Origin of the sequence: Halomonas sp. H33-56 (assembly GCF_040147035.1) — a bacterium.
Lineage (GTDB): Bacteria > Pseudomonadota > Gammaproteobacteria > Pseudomonadales > Halomonadaceae > Halomonas > Halomonas litopenaei.
The window spans coordinates 2,141,733-2,159,489 of record NZ_JAMSHP010000001.1; the positions used below are offsets into that span (position 1 = coordinate 2,141,733).

At 67.4% G+C, this 17,757-nt stretch carries 12 protein-coding genes; 4 read left to right on the forward strand and 8 right to left on the reverse strand.

Translation table 11 applies throughout. The features are described from left to right. Positions 1–26: 26 nt before the first annotated feature. The 4 genes from guaD to xdhA form a co-directional block, all read right to left on the reverse strand. Complete coding sequence (guaD, locus tag NFH98_RS09080) at positions 27–1,322, reverse strand: guanine deaminase (RefSeq protein ID WP_124804763.1); 1,296 nt, start codon at positions 1,320–1,322, stop codon at positions 27–29. 294 nt (positions 1,323–1,616) lie between these two features. Further along, entirely contained in the window at positions 1,617–2,456 is an 840-nt protein-coding gene (gene xdhC, locus NFH98_RS09085) for a xanthine dehydrogenase accessory protein XdhC (RefSeq protein WP_124804691.1), read from the reverse strand. Continuing rightward, on the reverse strand, positions 2,453–4,861 hold the full coding sequence (xdhB, locus tag NFH98_RS09090) for a xanthine dehydrogenase molybdopterin binding subunit (protein WP_124804692.1): 2,409 nt from the start codon (positions 4,859–4,861) through the stop codon (positions 2,453–2,455). The genes xdhC and xdhB overlap by 4 nt, the downstream gene beginning before the upstream one ends. Continuing rightward, the gene (gene xdhA / locus NFH98_RS09095; RefSeq protein ID WP_124804693.1) at positions 4,845–6,323 is read right to left on the reverse strand and encodes a xanthine dehydrogenase small subunit; all 1,479 of its coding nucleotides are present in this window, start codon (positions 6,321–6,323) and stop codon (positions 4,845–4,847) included. Before xdhA ends, xdhB begins: the two co-directional genes overlap by 17 nt. Positions 6,324–6,687: 364 nt before the next feature. Here xdhA and NFH98_RS09100 point away from each other — a divergent pair, with 364 nt between their 5' ends. Beyond that, positions 6,688–7,359, forward strand: a complete 672-nt coding sequence (locus tag NFH98_RS09100; RefSeq protein WP_348828027.1) for a TetR/AcrR family transcriptional regulator — start codon at positions 6,688–6,690, stop codon at positions 7,357–7,359. Between the two features lie 186 nt (positions 7,360–7,545). On the opposite strand, the gene NFH98_RS09105 is transcribed toward NFH98_RS09100, so the two are convergent. Then, positions 7,546–8,973: an NCS2 family permease gene (locus NFH98_RS09105; protein WP_249742876.1), complete on the reverse strand. Its 1,428-nt coding sequence runs from the start codon at positions 8,971–8,973 to the stop codon at positions 7,546–7,548. 294 nt (positions 8,974–9,267) lie between these two features. On the opposite strand from NFH98_RS09105, the gene hrpB reads away from it, so the two are divergent. The 3 genes from hrpB (at position 9,268) to NFH98_RS09120 (ending at position 13,469) form a co-directional block, all read left to right on the forward strand. Further along, complete coding sequence (gene hrpB / locus NFH98_RS09110) at positions 9,268–11,850, forward strand: ATP-dependent helicase HrpB (protein ID WP_348828028.1); 2,583 nt, start codon at positions 9,268–9,270, stop codon at positions 11,848–11,850. 110 nt (positions 11,851–11,960) lie between these two features. After that, positions 11,961–12,893, forward strand: coding sequence for a glutaminase (locus tag NFH98_RS09115; protein WP_349622575.1), 933 nt, complete (start codon positions 11,961–11,963; stop codon positions 12,891–12,893). A gap of 108 nt (positions 12,894–13,001) precedes the next feature. Next, on the forward strand, positions 13,002–13,469 hold the full coding sequence (locus NFH98_RS09120) for a YchJ family protein (RefSeq protein ID WP_348828030.1): 468 nt from the start codon (positions 13,002–13,004) through the stop codon (positions 13,467–13,469). Positions 13,470–13,683: 214 nt separating this feature from the next. On the opposite strand, the gene hutU is transcribed toward NFH98_RS09120, so the two are convergent. From hutU to hutI, 3 genes are all read right to left on the reverse strand, one after another. Next, a complete protein-coding gene (gene hutU / locus NFH98_RS09125; protein ID WP_045994314.1) occupies positions 13,684–15,375 on the reverse strand; it encodes a urocanate hydratase in 1,692 nt (563 codons plus the stop codon). Between the two features lie 36 nt (positions 15,376–15,411). Further along, positions 15,412–16,395, reverse strand: coding sequence for a formimidoylglutamase (gene hutG / locus NFH98_RS09130; protein WP_287164515.1), 984 nt, complete (start codon positions 16,393–16,395; stop codon positions 15,412–15,414). Positions 16,396–16,501: 106 nt separating this feature from the next. Further along, positions 16,502–17,713 carry an imidazolonepropionase gene (gene hutI / locus NFH98_RS09135; RefSeq protein WP_349622576.1) on the reverse strand — a complete coding sequence of 404 codons (1,212 nt, stop codon included), beginning with the start codon at positions 17,711–17,713 and terminating at the stop codon, positions 16,502–16,504. Positions 17,714–17,757 lie beyond the last annotated feature (44 nt).

The following is a 17,757-nucleotide window of genomic DNA, read 5'->3' on the forward strand; positions in this document are numbered from 1 at the left end:
GTCGCCGGCGCCTGTCGTCGGGTTCTTCAGGTCTGGCGGCGGTGCTGCAGGCGTCCCCCCGCCCAGGTCTCGTAGATGGCGCGGTCGTCCCCCAGCATCATCAGGGTGAACAGCTCCTCCGCCAGCGACTGGGTGCGCCCCATGCGTCGAGCCAGCAGCGGCGAGGCGAACAGGTCGATGACCACGAAGTCGGCGTCACGACCGGGGGTCAGGCTGCCGATGCGATCGTCCAGTGACAGCGATACGGCGTTGCCTCGGGTCAGGTCATGAAAGCCTGCCCAGGCGGTCAGTGGTGTGCCCCTGAGCTGGCCGACCTGATAGGCCGCCTTGAGGGTGGCAAGTCCCGACAGGTCGGTACCGGCGCCGATGTCGCTGGCAAGCGTCAGATTCAGCCCCTGGGCCCGGGCGCCGGCCCGGTCAAACAGGCCACTGCCGAGAAACAGGTTGGAGCTGGGACAGAAGGCGATGTTGGCGCCGCGCTCGGCCAGTCGCGCACGCATCTCGTCGTCCAGGTGGATGCCGTGGGCAAAGGTGCTGCGCGGCCCCACCAGCCCGGATTCCTCGTAGACCGCCAGGTAGTCGCGGCTGCCCGGAAACAGCTCGGCCACCCAGTCGAGCTCACCCAGGTTCTCCGACAGGTGGGTCTGCAGCCACAGGCTCGGATCATTGCGCAGAAGGCCACCGGCGGCGTCGAGCTGGGCGCGGGTGGAGGTAGGCGCGAAGCGTGGGGTGACGCTGTAGCCGAGACGCGCGGTGCCGTGCCAGTCACTGATCAGGCGCTCGCTGTCGCGGATGCCGCCGTAGGTGTCGTCGGTGAGCGCTTCGGGGGCATGGCGGTCCATCAGTACCTTGCCGGCCAGCATGCACAGGTCGCGGCGTTGGGCCGCGCTGAAGAAGGCGTCGGTCGAGGCCGGGTGGCTCGAGCAGAACACCTGGGCGGTGGTGGTGCCTACCCGCATCAGTTCGTCGAGGAAGACGTCGGCCATCTGCTCGGCGTGTTCGCGCTGGGCAAAGCGACATTCCTCGGGGAAGGTGTACTCGTTGAGCCAGTCGAGCAGCTGGCGTCCGTAGGAGGCCATGATCTCGAGCTGCACATAGTGCACATGGCTGTCGATGAAGCCTGGCATCACCAGCTTGTCGCGGTGGTCGATGACGCTGGCGTCGGCGGGCAGGTGGGGGGCGAGCTCGGTATAGTCGCCCACCGCCTGGACGACACCCTCGGCCCACCACAGCACGCCGTCGGCGAAGTAGCTGACGCTACCCTCGAGCGGGGTGTCGCCGTCACCGGGATCGGCGTTGAAGCTGAGGATGCGCGCGCGCATGACCCAGCTCGATGAGCAGGGGCCGCCGGCGGGACTGGTGGAGGCGCCGGCGTAAGTTCCGGAGAAAGCCTCGGGCTTGGGCGCGGTGCTGGCAGAGGCGTTAAGGGTCTCGGTCATGGGGCACTCTTTATCGGGTCGTCGCTTATAGGGTCATCGCGTCATCGCACTGTGGCGGTGACGTTGTGGTCAGGGGCGGCTGGCCTGGCGGCTTGATCAGGTGGCAGGCGCGGCGGCCAGGGAGGCAGACGCCTGGCGCTACCCGGCCAGACGGGTAACGGCCGGGCCAGGACAGGTTCAGGAAAACAGGCGTCGTACCTCTGCGCTTTCCAGGCCGCGCAGCGCGTCGCGACGTGCCCCCTCCGGCCTGGGGCTTGCCAGTGGCAGCAGCTCGGCCAGGGCGGCCAGGGCGACGGCGTAGGGCGTCTTGTCGCCGCCGGAGTCGCCGATCGGGCAGCGCACGGCGTCGATGCGATCTTGCGGGATGCCGGCACGCTCCAGTCGCCCGCGGAAGCTGGCCCACTTGCTGCGCGAGCCGATCAGCCCGATCGAGGCCATGTCGCCGCGCCTGAGCAGTGCCTCCACCAGGGCGTAGTCCTCGGCGTGGTCGTGGGTCAGCACCAGCACGTGGCTGCCGCCAGGCAGCGACTCGGCGCTGGTGTTGCAGTCGTCCAGCCGGTGGTGGTGCTGGCCTGGTGCCGGGTTGAGCCCGCTGAAGGCGTCCTCGCGGCTATCGTACCAGTCGAGTCGCCAGCCAAGCGGCGCCGCCAATGAGGCCACCGCGCGGCCCACGTGGCCGGCGCCGAACAGCGCCAGGCGCGTGGCCGTACCGAGATCCGTTTCGAGCAGCACGTTGACGAAGCCGCCGCAGCACTGGCCACTGCGGCCACCCAGCGAAAAGGCCTCCATGCTGAGGCCGGCCTCACCGCGCTCGAGGCGTTCCCGGGCGCAGGCGATCAGTTGCCATTCGAAGGTGCCGCCGCCCAGGGTGTCGATGATGGCGTCGGCGGTGATCACCATCCTGGCGCCAGGCTCACGTGGGGTCGACCCCTGGCTGGTCACCTGGGTGGCCAGCACATGGGGCAGGCCGGCGCGTCGGAGGCGGGCCAGGGCGTCGTACCAGCGCTCGCCGCTCATGGGGTGCCTCCTGCACGACTCTCATTCACCCAGCGTGCCAGGCGTGCCGCCGCCATGACCCGCTCAGGTGTTGCCGGGGTGTCCAGCCGTACCGCCTGGCGGTAGTCGGTGAGGCTCGCCAGGGCGTCGCGCAGCGCGCACCACACCGACATCCCCAGCATGAAGGGCGGCTCACCCACCGCCTTGGAGCGGTAGATGCTGGCCATGGAGTTGGGGTGGCCCTGCATCAGCTCGACGTTGAAGGTGGCCGGCAGATCGCCGTAGGCGGGGATCTTGTAGGTGGCCGGGCCGAACGAGGTCAACTGGCCCCGCTCGTTCCACTTCAGTTCCTCGCTGGTCAGCCACCCCATGCCCTGGATAAAGCCGCCTTCCACCTGGCCCACGTCGATGGCCGGATTGAGCGAGTCGCCCACGTCGTGGAGGATGTCGACCCGATCCACCTGGTACTCGCCGGTGAGGGTGTCCAGTGCCACCTCGGCGACGGCGGCGCCATAGGCGAAGTAGTAGAAGGGGCGTCCGCTGCCGCTGGCCCGATCGTAGTGGATCAACGGCGTTGCGTAGAAGCCTTTCTCGGACAGCGACACCCGACCCAGGTAAGCGTCCTGGATGAGCTCGCCCCAGGCGATACGTCGTTCGCTGCCACCGATGCCGGCGATCAGCTCGCCCTGTTCCAGACGCATGTCCTGACGGTCGAGCTGGTAGCGTTCGGCGGCGAAGTCGAACAGCCGCGACTTCAGCTTGCTGGCCGCGTCGCGGGCCGCCTGGCCGTTCAGATCGGCCCCGCTGGAGGCCGCCGTGGGTGAGGTGTTGGGCACCTTGTCGGTACGGCTGGCGCTGATGCGTACCGCTTCGAGATCGAGCCCCAGCTCGCGGGCGACCACCTGGCACACCTTGGTGTGCAGGCCCTGGCCCATCTCGATACCGCCGTGATTGATCATCACGCTGCCGTCGGTGTAGACGTGCAGCAGGGCACCGGCCTGGTTGAGGTGCTGGGCGGTGAAGGAGATGCCGAACTTCACCGGGGTCAGCGCCAGGCCCCTGCGGATGACCGGGCTGTCGGCGTTGAACTCGGTGATCGCCTGGCGCCGGGACCAGTAGTCGCTCGAGGTCTCGAGCCGCTCGATCAGGTCATGCAGCAGCGTGATCTGGTCCACCGTCTGGCCATAGTGGGTCTGGTCGCGGCCTTGGCGATACAGGTTGCGCTTGCGCACCGTCAGGGGATCCTCGCCCACGCGGCGGGCGATGTCCTCCATGGCGGCTTCGATCACCATCATGCCCTGGGGACCACCGAAGCCACGAAAGGCGGTGTTTGACGCGGTGCTGGTACGGGCGCGATGACCGGTGACCCGAGCCTGGCCCAGTGAATAGGCGTTGTCGGCGTGGAACATGGCGCGGTCGACGATGGCTTCGGACAGATCCGGCGAGTATCCGCAGTCGCCGATGACGGTGATGTCACCGCCCTGGATCACGCCCTGTTCATCGACACCGAGCCGATAGCGGTTGTGGAAGGGGTGGCGCTTGCCGGTGACCTTCATGTCCTCGGCCCGGGGCAGGCGAACACGGCAGCTCTTGCCGGTGCGGCGGGCGATCAGCGCCGCCAGGCAGGCCCAGGGCGAGGCCTGGGTTTCCTTGCCGCCGAAGCCGCCGCCCATGCGGCGTACCTCCACGGTGACCGCGTGGAAGGGGATGCCCAGCACCTCGGCGATCAGCTTCTGGGTCTCGCTGGGATGCTGATTGGAGGTGTGGACCATCACGCCTTCGTCTTCGGTGGGGTGGACCACGCAGGCCTGCCCCTCCAGATAGAAGTGCTCCTGGCCACCGACGAACTGCTCGTCCTCGATGACGTGTGTCGCGCCGGCCAGGGCGGCCTCCCAGTCACCGCTCTGCTGGCGGTGGGTCGGGCGCACCACGTCGCCGGCCTCGGCGGCGGCCACTGGGTCGAGGCTCGCCTCGACCTCATCGATCTCCAGGCGCGCCTTCTTGACCGCCTGACGCGCCGCACGATGGCTGGTGGCGGCGACGCAGAAGATCACCTGGCCGGCGTAGAGTACCTCGCCGTCGGCCATGATCGGATCGCCGGGAAAGACCGGGCCGATATCGGTGTGGCCCGGGACGTCGGCGACGCTGATCACGTCGACCACGCCCGGGGCGCTGCGCACGGCGGACAGGTCCAGCCCGGTGATGCGTCCGCTGGCGACCGGCGAGAGTCCCACCGCCAGGTGCAGCGCGTCCGCCGGCAGCGCCAGGTCGTCGATGTAGGCGGCGCGCCCGGTGACGTGCTTGACCGCGCTTTCGTGGCGAGCGGCGCTGCCCGAGAAGCCCTTGGCCGCCGGCGCGTGGCGGGGAGTATCGGCAGTATCGCTGGCCGCGGAGGCAGGTGTGGTCAGATCAGTGAGCGTACGCATGGAGCATCACCTCCTGGGTCGGGTGCTGAGAGTCCTGGGATGCCGCGTCGGCGACGACCAGGCGCAGGCGTTCGATCAGTGCAGCGGCGGCGTGCCGACGATAGTCGCTGCTGCCACGCACATCGCTCATGGGCTGAAAGTCTTCGGCCAGCGCATCGATGGCGGCGGCGAACCGCTCGGGTGAAGGGGCATGGCCTTCCAGTGCCGCCTCGGCGCCGGTTGCCCGGGCCGGGATCGCAGCCATGCCGCCGAAGGCCAGGCGGACCTCGGCCAGGGCGCCGTCCTTCAGGGCCCAGCTAAAGGCACCGAGTACCGCCGAGATGTCGTCCTCACGCCGTTTTGACAGTTTCCAGACCTTGAGCTGGCGGTCAGCTGCCAGCGTCGGCAGGAAGATCGCTTCCAGGCACTCGTCCGGCGCCAGGGCGGTCTTCTTGTAGTCGATGAAGAAGTCCGCCGCGGCGAGTTCGCGACTGCCGCCGGGTCCGGTCAGGCACAGGCAGGCGTCGAGTGCCAGCAGTACCGGTGGGGTGTCGCCGATGGGCGAGGCGTTGGCCACGTTGCCACCCAGGGTGCCGCGGTTGCGCACCTGACCAGAGCCCAGTCGATGCAGGAGGTGATGGAAGGCGGGATAGCGCTCGGCAAACAGCGGTTCCAGTTGCGTGTAGGTGACGGCAGCACCGACCCACATCCCTGGTCGACCGCTGGCGTCGTGGCCCGCTTCCAGCACCTTGAGCTGTTCTACCCGGGTGACATCGATGACCTCGGCGAAGTCCGCCAGATTCTGGGTGACTTCGAGCCAGAGATCGGTGCCGCCGGCCACCAGGCGGGCGTCGGGGTGGCGGGCGCGCAGTTCGACCAGCTCATCGAGGCGGCGCGGCTGGTAAAAGCCGCTGTGGGTAGCAGGCTCACCCACATTGGTGGCAAGCGTTTGGGCAAGGGCGTCATCGTCGAGCCATTCGGGCCGGAAGCCCGGGGTGTCGCCCATGGCCAGGGCGGCGTCGCGGATCGGGCGATAGCCGGTGCAGCGACACAGGTTGCCGCCCAGCGCCGCTTCCAGTCGCTCAGGCGTCAGTGGCGCGGGCCGCGCGCGGTCATCTTCATGAAGGGTGAACAGCGACATGACGATACCCGGGGTGCAGAAGCCGCATTGGCTGCCGTGGTGTTCCACCATGGCGGCCTGGCAAGGATGCAGCTCGTCCCCCCGGGACAACCCCTCGACGGTGACCAGGTGGCGTCCATTGAGCTGGTGGGCCGGCATGATGCAGGCGTTGGCGCTGTGATAGCGCAGGTTGCCGTCGGCATCGGGCTCGCCGATCGCCACGGTGCAGGCACCGCAGTCGCCGGAGGCGCAGCCTTCCTTGGTGCCGGTCTGGTTGAGGCGCTCGCGCAGCAGGTCGAGCACGCTGAGGTGGGCCTCGGCGTCGACGCGCCGTGGCCGCCCGTTGAGGAAGAACTCGATCATGGTCAGGTCCGCTTATGTTGTCGTTGTCGTCGTTGATGTCCTGGTCGATGTCCTGGTTGCAGGCTGAGCCGAGTGGTTGTCAGCGAGTCGGTACCAAGGGGCATCGCCATGGCAAGGGGGTAACTTCATTCTTGACCAATCGGTCAGCTTCTTCAAGTCACGCCGTCGAGTTTTTTTCGGTGCCCGCCGCGTGTTCCTGTCGGCGACCACAGCAGAGGCCTAAAAAGCTGCCCGTCACAGGCGCTGTCGCGCCAGGTTAGCCGCTTTGCCCAATTGCCAGAGCGGTGGGGTTCAGGCACTCTTTTCCTCCTTGCCGACCCACCTGCAACCGGCGGTGGCGGGCGATTCGACGACCGGGATAACCATGGGCTCACAGCTTGATGACACGGCGCTGAAGGCGCCGCTGGAGGCGGAGGCTGGTGCCATTCGCCAGCGTAACGAACGCGACATACTCGACGCCGCCGAGCGAGTGTTTTCGCGTCACGGCTATCGGGGCGCCAGCCTGAAGCTGATTGCCGAGGAAGCCGGGCTGCCCAAGTCCAATGTGCTCTACTACATGGGCAGCAAGAAGGCGCTGTACGTTCGCCTGCTGGAAGGGGTGATGGAGCGCTGGAACATGATGCTCGACGATATCTCGGTGGATGATGATCCCGCCGAGGTGCTCAGTGCCTTTATCCGCTCGAAGATGGAGATGTCTCGACGCCACCCCGAGGCCTCGCGCCTGTTTGCTGGCGAGATCCTTCAGGGCGCTCCCTTTCTGCAGGACTATCTGCGTGGCGAGCTGCGCGACTGGGTCGAAAGCCGTGCCGAGGTGTTTCGTCAGTGGGCCGAGCGCGGCCTGATGGACCCGGTGGACCCGGTATCCTTGATCTTCCTGATCTGGTCGGCGACCCAGCACTATGCAGATTTTCAAAGCCAGGTCGCCGGCATCACCGGCCATGACGACTTCACCGATGACGATATGCAGCGGGTCACCGATTTTCTGATCCAGGTGGTCCTGAAGGGCTGTGGGGTAAGATCTTCCTTCGCGCCATAGCAGGGGACGTCGCCAGCACTACGCTGCTCATTACCTGCCAAAGCCAGGTCGCCGGCATCACCGGCCATGACGACTTCACCGACGAAGATATGCAGCGGGTCACCGACTTTCTGACCCAGGTGGTATTGAAAGGCTGCGGGGTGGTGTCGGCGCCACGGGGCTGAGGCCCGGTGGCGCTTGCTTACGCTATTGCGCTGTCACCAGCATGATCGCGGACAGCACCGCGGACACCCACATGGCGGGTTTGATCTCGGTGAACTTGCCGGTGGCCAGCTTGATCAGCACGAAGCTCATGAAGCCGAAGGCGATGCCCAGGGTGATCGAGTAGGTCAACGGCATCAGGATGATCGCCAGAAAGGCAGGAAAGGCCTCCTCGAAGCGTCCCCAGTCGATCTTGCCCACCGGGGCCATCATGAACAGCCCCACCAGCACCAGCGCCGGCGAGGTGGCGATGCCCGGCACCAGCGACAGCAGCGGCGACAGGAACAGAAACGGCAGGAACAGCAGCGCGATCACCAGCGCGGTCAGGCCGGTGCGCCCGCCCTGGGCGACCCCTGCGCCGGACTCGATAAAGGTCTGGGCGGCGCTGGTGCCAAGCGGAGCGGCGATCATCGAGGCGAAGGCGTCCACCGTCATCGAGCGCTTGAGATTGCGCGGGTTGCCCTTGGCGTCCTTGAGCCCCGCGGATTCCGACAGCGCCATGAAGCACGACAGCGCATCGAAGAAGTTGGTGAACAGCATCACGAAGATAAAGGGCAGGTAGGCGACCTTGAGAGCCCCCAGCACGTCGACCTGACCCAGCGCCGAGAAGTCTGGCCAGGCGGCCAGTCCCTGCCATGCCACGACCACCTCGTCACCCCACAGACGCCCCATCGGTGCGGCCAGCAGGGTGGTGGTGGCGATGCCGAGGATCAGGGCGCCGTTGAAGCCGCGGATGACCAGCACGGCGGTCACGATCAGGCCGATGAAGAAGGTGGCGAGACTTGCGTCCAGGCTGCCCAGGCTGACCAGGGTGGCGGGGCTTGCCACGATGAAGCCGGCGTTCTTGAGCCCGATAAAGGTGATGAACAGGCCGATACCGCAGGTGATGGCGTAGCGCAGCGACGGCGGAATGGCGTCGATGATCGCCTCGCGGACGTTGAACATGGCCAGTACGGCGAACATCACACCGGACCAGAACACGCACCCGAGCGCGACCTCCCAGGACAGGCCCGCCCCCAGTACCAGGGTGTAGGTGAACAGGGCGTTCATGCCCATGCCGGGTGCCACCAGGATGGGGTTGCGCGCGTACAGCGCCATGGCCAGGCTGCTCAGAAAGCTGATGACCACCGTGGCCGACAGCGCCGCCGAGAAGGGAATGCCGGCGTCCGACAACACCGCTGGATTGACCACGATGATGTACATACCCGCCAGAAAGGTGGCGATCCCGGCCAGCAGTTCGGTCTTCAGCGAACTGCCCCGGCGGCTGACGTTGAAGTAGCGATCCAGCCAGGCAAGCCGGCCGACGGCGTCCTGGCTGGTTTGATCCGCAGTGCCGTCGTCGCCGTCAGGGCGACTCGCGCTGGCTGCCGGATGACGGTCGCGCGGTGAAAGCGTGGACGTGGTCTCGCTCATCTCAGGGTCCTCTTGTCGTTGTAGTGGCCGCTGTCGATTGTCTGGGTGATGCCGCGACGGGCGTCGCGCTTAAAAAACCTGACCTTTCGGTCAGCTTGAAGAGCGTAGACAAAAACGTCATCTACTGGCAACAAAATGTTGTTGCTGGTGTATACAGGTCGGGCCTCGGGCGGGGTCGCTGCCGCCGGGCCATGTGGCAGCGGCGTGCTATCATCGGCGGCGCATTACTGCCTTGCTTGTGCAGTCCAGTACAGCCCAGTTCAGTCCCGTCCCACGCCAGGAGCCCCCGAGCCGATGTCTTCACCGCCCAGCCTGCCCATCGACGCCCGACTGCCTCAGCTCACCGCAGCGCTCGAACAGCAAAACCGGGCGCTGCTGGTGGCCGAGCCCGGGGCCGGCAAGACCACCCGGGTACCGCTGGCCCTTCTCGACTGTGACTGGTGCGGTGGCGACGATGGTCGTGGGCGTCTGCTGCTGTTGGAGCCTCGTCGGGTGGCGGCGCGTCTGGCGGCGGGCCATATGGCCGATCTGCTGGGCGAGCGGCCGGGCGAGACGGTGGGATACCGCATGCGTGGCGAGAGCCGGGTCGGCCCGACGACTCGCCTCGAAGTCGTCACCCAGGGCGTGCTGTCGCGCATGCTGCAGCATGACCCCATGCTGGAGGGCGTCACCGGCATCCTCTTCGACGAGTTCCATGAACGCAGTCTGGAGGCCGACCTGGGGCTGGCGCTGGCCCTCGACGTCCAGCAGGGGCTGCGCGAGGACCTGCGCCTGGTGGTGATGTCCGCCACCCTGGACGTGGCCGCCATGCAAGGCGTGCTGGGGCAGGACGTGGCGGTGATCGAGTGCCCGGGGCGGCAGTATCCGGTCCAGACGCTGTATCGGCCGCTGTCCCAGCGCGCCTCGGCGGAGGAGCAGCAGGGCCGGGTGGTCATGGAGGCGCTGCAGGCGTCCGATCCTGTGTCCCATGGCGGGGATGACGATGCCAGGGTTGGTGGTGATCCTGCCGGCGACGTGCTGGTGATCCTGCCTGGGGTTGCCGAAATCGAACGTCTCGGGCGCTGGCTGGGCGAGCGGCTGGAGGATATCGCGGTACTGCCGCTGCATGGACGCTTGCCGCTCGAGCAGCAGCGCGCTGCCCTTCGTCCTGACCCGAATGGCCGGCGTCGGGTGGTGCTGGCCACCGCCATCGCCGAGTCCAGTGTCACCGTGGATGGCGTGCGCAGCGTGGTCGATGCCGGACTGGAGCGGGTGCCGGTGTTCAGCCCGCGTACCGGGCTTTCGCGTCTCGAGACCCGCCGTGTCAACCGAGCCAGCGCCGATCAGCGGCGTGGGCGGGCAGGGCGCCAGGGGCCTGGACGCTGCTATCGGCTGTGGGCGGAAGAGCAGCCGCTGCCGCCCCACGCCGAGCCGGAGATACACCAGGCAGACCTGTCCGGCCTGGCCTTTGAACTGGCTCGCTGGGGCGTCAAGGACGCGTCCGCGCTTGCCTGGGTGACTTCGCCAGGGACAGCGGCCCTGGACAGCGGGCATCGACTGTTGCAGTCCCTCGGGCTGGTCGAGCCTGATGGCGGCTTGAGTTCGCTGGGCCGGGTAGCCGGACGCTGGCCGGTGCATCCCCGGCTCGCCGCCATGCTGGAGCGAGCCAGCCGCGCCGGCGAGGCGTCGCTGGCCCTGGCCTGCGCCCTGGCTGCCTGGCTCGAGGGTCGTCAGGGCGCCTCGCGGGAGCCGGATCTGGAGCGGGTGTTTTCGCAGCTGTTGTCGTCGCAAAGGCCTGATCCCGCCTGGCAGCGGGAGGCCCGGCGACTGTGCAAGCGTGCCGGGGTGGCGCTGGGCAAGGCCCGTATGGGCGAGCCGCGTGGGAGAGGCGAGACGGGCGCCTCAATAACCCTGGGCGAGCTTCTGCTCTGCGCCTACCCCGACCGAGTCGCTCAGCACCTTTCGCCCGGACGCTTTCGCCTGCGTGGCGGTGGCCTGGTGACGCTGGCAAGCGATCACCCCCTGGCCCACGCGCCCCTGCTGGTCGCGGTGGACCTGGACGGTCGCCAGCGTGAGGCTCGGCTCTATCGTGGTGTGCGGATCGAGGAGGCGGCGCTGCTGGCGCATTTTCCTGAACTTGGCGACTGGACCGAGCGGGTCGCCTGGAAAGCATCGGCGGGACGCTTGGAAGGCGAGCGGGTACGCGCCCTCGATGCCGTGGTGCTGGAGCGCAAGCCCCTGGCAGGACCGCCGAGTCGAGAGGCGAGGCATAGGGCGCTGCTCGACGCCCTGGGGCAGCGCGAGGCGCTGCCGCTGGACGAGGCGGCAGAACAGCTCAGAAGACGGGTAGCGCTGCTGCGACGGGCGCATGATCCCCAGTGGCCGGAGCTTGACGACGCCAGCCTGATGGCCGAGCTCGAGGACTGGCTCGGTCCGCATCTGGATGGCCTGTCGCGGCTCGATCAGGTGTTGGCGCTGCCCTGGGAACGGCTGTTGCGCGAACGTCTGCCGTGGCCGTTGGCGGGCCAGCTGGACGAGCTGGCACCGCGACGGCTGGCGCTGCCAAGCGGTGACAGTGCGGCCTTGCGCTATGAGCGTGAGGTCGATGACGGCGACGAGCACGGCACGCGTATCGTGCCGGTGCTGGCCGCCAAGCTGCAGGCCCTGTTCGGTTGCGAGGCCACACCGCATATCGTCGACGGGCGGGTGCCGGTACGCCTGGAATTGCTGTCCCCGGCGCGGCGTCCGCTGGCGACGACCATGGACCTTCGAAGCTTCTGGCACAACGTCTACCCCGAGGTGCGCAAGGAGAACCGCGGCCGCTACCCCAAGCACCCCTGGCCAGAAGATCCGCTTGCCGCCGAGGCGACCATGCGCACCAAGCGGCGCGGGCGCTGAGCGGGACATATCGCCCGGGAGATTGTCCCCGGCCGGGAACCGGCGTTGACAGCCACGAAGGAGGGGGCGACCATCGCCAGCCTTGTCAGGCTCCTGGAAGAATCACGCTCATGGGAAAGACCCTTACGCCGGAACAACTGCAGGCGCTGGTCGAGAGGCTGGATCGCGAGGCTCGTCAGGCTGGCGAGTGGGGCCAGGTGGCAAGCTATATCCCCGAACTTGCCTGTGTTGATCCCCGCCAGTTCGCCATCAGTGTGTGCACCGTGGATGGACAGGAGTTTCATGCCGGCGACGCCGCCAAGGCCTTTTCGATCCAGAGCGTGTCGAAGGTCTTCACCCTGGCGCTGGCGCTGGGGCGCCACGGCGATGGCCTGTGGCAGCGGGTCGGGCGCGAGCCATCGGGCCGGGCCTTCAACTCCATCGTCCAGCTGGAGGTGGAAGACGGCATTCCCCGCAATCCCTTCATCAACGCCGGGGCGATTGTCACCACCGACGCGGTGCTCGGGTGCAATGCGCCACGCGACACCCTCGGCGAGATTCTGCGCTTTCTGCGCGAGGCCTCCGGCGACGAGGACATCCACATCAACGAGCAGGTGGCGCGCTCCGAGCATGCCACCGGGGATCGCAACTTCTCCCTGGCCTACTTCCTGCGTTCCTGCGGCAACCTGACCAACGACTGTGACCGGGTGCTGGGCACCTACTTCCATCACTGCGCCATCGAGATGTCCACCGCCCAGCTCGCCAGGGCCACACGCTTTCTGTGTGGTGGCTTCGAGGGCCAGCGCATGATCGGGCTCGAGCGGGTACGGGCGATCAATGCGTTGATGATGACCTGCGGCCACTACGATGGCTCGGGGGACTTCGCCTATCGGGTCGGCTTCCCGGGCAAGAGCGGTGTCGGGGGCGGGATCATGGCGGTGGTACCCAACGTGGTCTCGATCGCGGTGTGGTCGCCGGGCCTGGATCGCTACGGCAATTCGCTCAAGGGCACCGCCGCCCTGGAAGGGCTTTCCAAGGCCACAGGCTGGTCGGTATTTGCGTGAGGCCGGTACAGGTCGGCAGTCTGTTTAAAGCGTTGCCACCCACGTCGGGTGTTCGTACAAGGCCCGCGCTGTGGCAAAGCGCAAGGTAGATAAGAGGAGAGCCGTACCTTGACTACAACGTCATCCACCCGCTGCCCCTGCGGCAGTGGTCTGGTCCTCGAGCACTGCTGCGGTCTGCTGCACCAGGGCGAGAACGCAGGTTCGCCTGAGGCGCTGATGCGCTCGCGCTTTGCGGCCTTCGCCCTCGGGCTCGAGGACTACCTTCGCCATAGCTGGCACCCGGACAGTTGCCCGGCGCAACTGGGCGATGACGACGATACCCGCTGGAAGCGTCTCGAGATACTCGATAGCGGTGAAACAGGCGACCAGGGCTGGGTGCAGTTTCGTGCGACCTTTGCCGAGGGCACGCCGGGGCGGCAGCGCTGGGGCGTGCTGGAAGAGCGCTCGCGCTTTGTGCGCCACCAGGGACGCTGGGTCTATCTGGATGGCGAGGCCCGGGTGTCTCGACTCAAGCCGGGACGCAACGATCCCTGTCCCTGTGGCAGTGCGCGCAAGTTCAAGCAGTGCTGCGCCTGACCCGTCGCCGGCCGCTTCAGGGGCGTCGGCGCACGTTTCAAGTGGCATCGAAGTGAACCAGGGTTGTAAACGATAAAGGCCGCCCCGAGGGGCGGCCTTTGTGCAGGCGTTCGCGCTTTTTGCATGGCGCTCCCTGGCAGGAGGCGCCCTCAGGGACAAGGCGCCTCGATGCCAGGGTCGGGCGCGCCAGCGGCTGGCCGCGCCCGGGACGGCATCAGTCCTTGAGCATCGGCAGGTCGAGGCCGTTGTCGCGGGCACACTGCCTGGCGATGTCGTAGCCGGCGTCGGCATGGCGCATCACGCCGCTTGCCGGGTCGTTGCGCAGGACGCGGGCCAGGCGGGCATCGGCCTCGTCGGTACCGTCGGCGACGATGACTACACCGGCGTGCTGTGAGAAGCCCATGCCGACACCCCCGCCGTGGTGCAGCGAGACCCAGGTAGCGCCGCCTGCGGTGTTGGCCAGGGCGTTGAGCAGCGGCCAGTCGGACACGGCGTCGCTGCCGTCCAGCATGGACTCGGTCTCGCGGTTGGGGCTGGCCACGGAACCGGAGTCGAGGTGGTCACGGCCGATGACGATGGGTGCCTTGAGTTCGCCGTTCTTGACCATCTCGTTGAAGGCGCGGCCGAGGCGCGCGCGATCCTTCAGACCGACCCAGCAGATACGCGCCGGCAGACCCTGGAAGCTGATGCGCTCCTTGGCCATGTCGAGCCAGTGGTGCAGGTGCTCGTCGTCGGGGATCAGCTCCTTGACCTTGGCGTCGGTCTTGTAGATGTCCTCCGGATCGCCGGACAGCGCCACCCAGCGGAACGGGCCGATGCCCTGGCAGAACAGCGGACGAATGTAGGCCGGGACGAAGCCGGGGAAGTCGAAGGCATTCTCGACGCCTTCTTCCTGGGCCATCTGGCGGATGTTGTTGCCGTAGTCGAAGGTGGGCACGCCCATCTTCTGGAACTCGAGCATGGCGCGCACATGCACCGCCATGGACGCCTTGGCGGCCTTGACCACTGTGTCGGGCTCGCTCTTGGCGCGGGCCACGTACTCGTCCCAGGTCCAGCCAGAGGGCAGGTAGCCGTGCAGCGGATCGTGGGCACTGGTCTGGTCGGTGACCATGTCCGGCTTGACGCCGCGCTTGACCAGTTCCGGCAGGACGTCGGCGGCGTTGGCGCAAAGACCGATGGAGATGGCCTTGCCTTCACTGGTGTAGCGCGCAAGACGCTCGAGCGCGTCGTCCAGGTCGTTGGCCTGCTCGTCCAGATAGCGGGTACGCAGACGGAAGTCGATGCTCGTCTGCTGGCACTCGATGTTCAGCGAGCAGGCGCCGGCCAGGGTCGCCGCCAGCGGCTGGGCGCCGCCCATACCGCCGAGGCCGGCGGTCAGTACCCAGCGGCCCTTGAGGTCGCCGTTGAAGTGCTGACGGCCAGCCTCGACGAAGGTCTCGTAGGTGCCCTGGACGATGCCCTGGGAGCCGATGTAGATCCAGGACCCGGCGGTCATCTGGCCGTACATCATCAGTCCCTTCTTGTCGAGCTCGTTGAAGTGCTCCCAGTTGGCCCAGGCCGGCACCAGGTTGGAGTTGGCGATCAGCACCCGCGGCGCGTCCTTGTGGGTCGGGATCACCGCTACCGGCTTGCCGGACTGGATCAGCAGGGTCTGGTCGTCCTCCAGGCGCTTGAGCACCTCGACGATCTTGTCGAAGCATTCCCAGGTGCGGGCAGCGCGACCGATGCCGCCGTACACCACCAGATCCTCGGGACGCTCGGCGACGTCAGGGTGGAGGTTGTTCATCAGCATGCGCAGGGCGGCTTCGGTCAGCCAGCTCTTGCACGACAGCTCGGTGCCGGTGGGGGCGGCGATCTTGCGCGAAGGATCGTGACGGTCGTTCAGCGAGGGCGTGATCTGGTTCATGTCGGTACCTGTAGTGAAAGGGAATAAAAGGCTCGGTCAGGCGTTGGACCGGGTCAGTTGATGGACCAGGCGGGCGGCGAGACGCGCCGTGCGTTGGTCGATGTCATACGCCGGGTTGACCTCGGCGATGTCGATCAGGCGTAGCTTGCGCGAGCGACGCAGGAACTCGAGGATCGGCTCGAAGTGGGTCAGAATCACGCCCCGCGAGGCGGGAGCGCTGACGCCAGGGGCATCGCTTGCAGGGAAGACATCCATGTCGATGGTCAGGTAGACGTGATCGCAGTCGGCTACCAGACGCTGCACGTCGCGCTTGATGTACGCGATGCGGCTATCGCGAAACTCGCGATCCTCGACCACCAGCGACTTGAGCCGCTTGGCGGTGTGAAACAGGGCACGGGTGTTGGCCGCCTGGCTGACTCCGAGGCAGGCGTAGCGGAACGGCCAGCGACGCCGGGCGCAGTCGGCGGCGATCTGGGCGAAGGGCGTGCCGGAAGACGTCTGTTCGCTGGGGTCGCGCAGGTCGAAGTGGGCGTCCAGGTTGATGATCGCCACGGTGGGCCTGCGGTGGCCCTTGTCCAGATGCTCGGAGAGGCCGCGCCAGCTGGCGTAGGCGACTTCGTGACCGCCGCCCAGCACCACCGGCTGGTGGCCCTGGTCGAGGATCTCGGTCACCCGCGCGCCCAGCGCCTCCTGGGCATCCTCGAGGCCATTGCCGACGCAGTGCACGTCGCCGGCATCGTAGGCCGGGGCGTCGCGGTGCCAGGCCATGGGGGCGAGGGCACGGCGAATGGCGGCGGGGCCATCGGCGGCGCCCACCCGCCCCTTGTTGCGGGCGACACCGGCATCACTGGCAAAGCCCGTCACCACGACGCCAGGCTCGGCGCCGGAACGGTAGGCGGCGATGCGCTGGTGCCAGCGCTCGCTGTTGGGCTCGGGGTCGGTACGCCCCTGCCAGATGCCCATGTCCGCTTCGGTCAGCGGCGCGATGGGAGACGAGGGGGAAGCGAGCTGCTCATCCATGGGTCAATACGCCCTCCAGCAGGCGATGCTTGAGCCGTCCCGGCTGGACGGCATGGTGTCTGGGTCAGCCGCCGGGGTCATGGATGACCAGGGGGAAGATAGCTGCTCATCCATGGGTCAATACGCCCTCCAGCAGGCGATGCTTGAGCCGTCCCGGCTGGACGGCATAGGCCAGTTCGGCCGGGCTATCGATGTTCCAGACGCACAGGTCGGCGGAAGCGCCGACAGCGATGCGTCCAAGGTCTGGCTGGCCGATGGCCTGGGCGGCGTGGCGGGTCATGCCGGCCAGTGCCTCCTGGGGCGTCAGGCGCAGCAGGGTGCAGGCCATGTTCAGCATCAGGGTCGGCAGCACGATGGGCGAGGTGCCCGGATTGGCGTCCGAGGCCACCGCCATGGCGACGCCGGCACGACGCATGGCGTCGATCGGTGGGTGCTGCGTTTCGCGCAGGGTGTAGAAGGCACCGGGCAGCAGGACGCCGACGGTCCCGGCATCGGCCATCGCCGCGATGCCGTCGTCGTCCAGGTACTCGATATGGTCGGCGGATAACCCTCGGAACTGGGCCACCAGGGCCGCGCCACCGGACAGCGAAAGCTGCTCGGCGTGGGCCTTGACCGGCAGGTCAAGCGCCCTGGCCGCCTCGAACACGCGTCGGGACTGTTCGCTCGAGAAGGCGATGCGCTCGCAGAACACGTCGACCGCATCGACCAGGCCCTCGGCGTGGGCCGCCGGCAGGATCTGGTCGCACACCAGCTCGATGTAGCCATCGGCGTCGTCTGCATACTCCGGTGGCAGGGCATGGGCGGCCAGCAGGGTGGTAGTGATGCGCACGGGCAGTTGCTCGCCGAGACGTCGCGCCACCCGCAGCATCTTCAGTTCGTCGGCCAGGGTCAGGCCGTAGCCGGACTTGATCTCGACGCTGGTCACGCCGTCCTCGATCATCGACGTGAGGCGCTTTGCAGCGGCGTCGAACAGGGCCGATTCGTCGGCTTCCCGGGTCGCCGTAACGGTGCCTAGAATGCCGCCACCGCGACGCGCGATCTCTTCGTAGGAGGCGCCTTGCAGGCGCAGCTCGAATTCGTCGCTGCGCTGCCCGCCGAAGACCAGGTGGGTATGGCAGTCGATCAGGCCCGGCGTCATGACGCCGCCTTGCCCCATGTCGACGGCGTCGCGATGTTGACTCGGGTCAAGGGTCTGCATGGTGCCCAGGGCGCAGATCCGTCCATCCTCGACCGCTACCCAGTGACGCTCGGGCAGGGTGGTCAGTCCGTCGAAGATCGCCAGATCGCGCCACAGCAGGCGCTTGGATTGCTCGGACATGGGGATGCTCCGTGTCGGGTAATGTATATACAAATAATGCCTTC